The organism is Chelativorans sp. (genome assembly GCF_031180965.1).
Lineage (GTDB): Bacteria > Pseudomonadota > Alphaproteobacteria > Rhizobiales > Rhizobiaceae > Chelativorans.
The window spans coordinates 1,259-2,078 of sequence record NZ_JAPSLH010000061.1; the positions used below are offsets into that span (position 1 = coordinate 1,259).

At 67.9% G+C, this 820-nt stretch carries 1 pseudogene; it reads right to left on the reverse strand.

Annotation, left to right across the window (positions count from 1 at the left end):
- Positions 1-110 precede the first annotated feature (110 nt).
- Positions 111-820, reverse strand: a pseudogene (locus RIN79_RS21485) (hypothetical protein); the annotation flags it as partial.

The window sequence follows — 820 nt, forward strand, 5'->3', positions numbered from 1 at the left end:
CTTCTCGAGATGCAGGTCGGCGACCGCGAGAAGCTTGCGGGCCGGCCAGGCGAGCACGCCCATGGGGTCGAGCATCAGCCGCTCGCCGCTGAGATGGATGGGAGCTGGAATCATCTTGGTGTGGTCAAACCCTTGGGCGCGGATCGGATGAAGCGGGCATTGCGGGAGCGCGGCGCGCGGTCGCGGGGGCGGCGGGCATAGTCGCGCTCGCCGCGGACAGGTATGTTCTCGGTGACGGCGGCAAGCGTTTCGGTGAAGAGCTCATCGCCCTCCGTCACCTCATCCACCATGGCGGCGGCCTCGGCCAGCAGCGCGTCCTCGGCGCCGCCGGCGACCCATTCGCGTCCTTCCTCGATCATGGCGGGCACGGCCAGTGGCGAGACGCGTGGGAGCGCCATGTGGCGGATCCCACCCTCCCGCGCCCGCCGCAACAGCAGGCCAATGCGTGCGACATCGGTGATGCCGGACGCAGCTTCCTGCCGCGTCGCGCGCAGCAGGATGTGGTCGGGCTCATGCTTGCGCAGGACGTCGTAGAGCAGGTCGGCGTTCAGCGTCATCTGGCGGCCGGATTTCTCGGCGCCAGGGTGGTTCTTCTCGATCAGCCCCGCGATGGTCGCGATGTTGCGGAAGGTGCGCCTCAGCATGGAGGATTCCGCCATCCATTCCTCCAGCTCCTCGCCCAGTATGTCCTCTTCGAACAGTCGCTCGATGCCCTGCGGCTCGAAGGCGGACCAGCAGACCAGCACATAGTCCGTCGCGACATAGCCGAGCGGCCCCATGCCGAGGCGCTCCATCCGCTTCGTCACGAGCATGCCGAGCG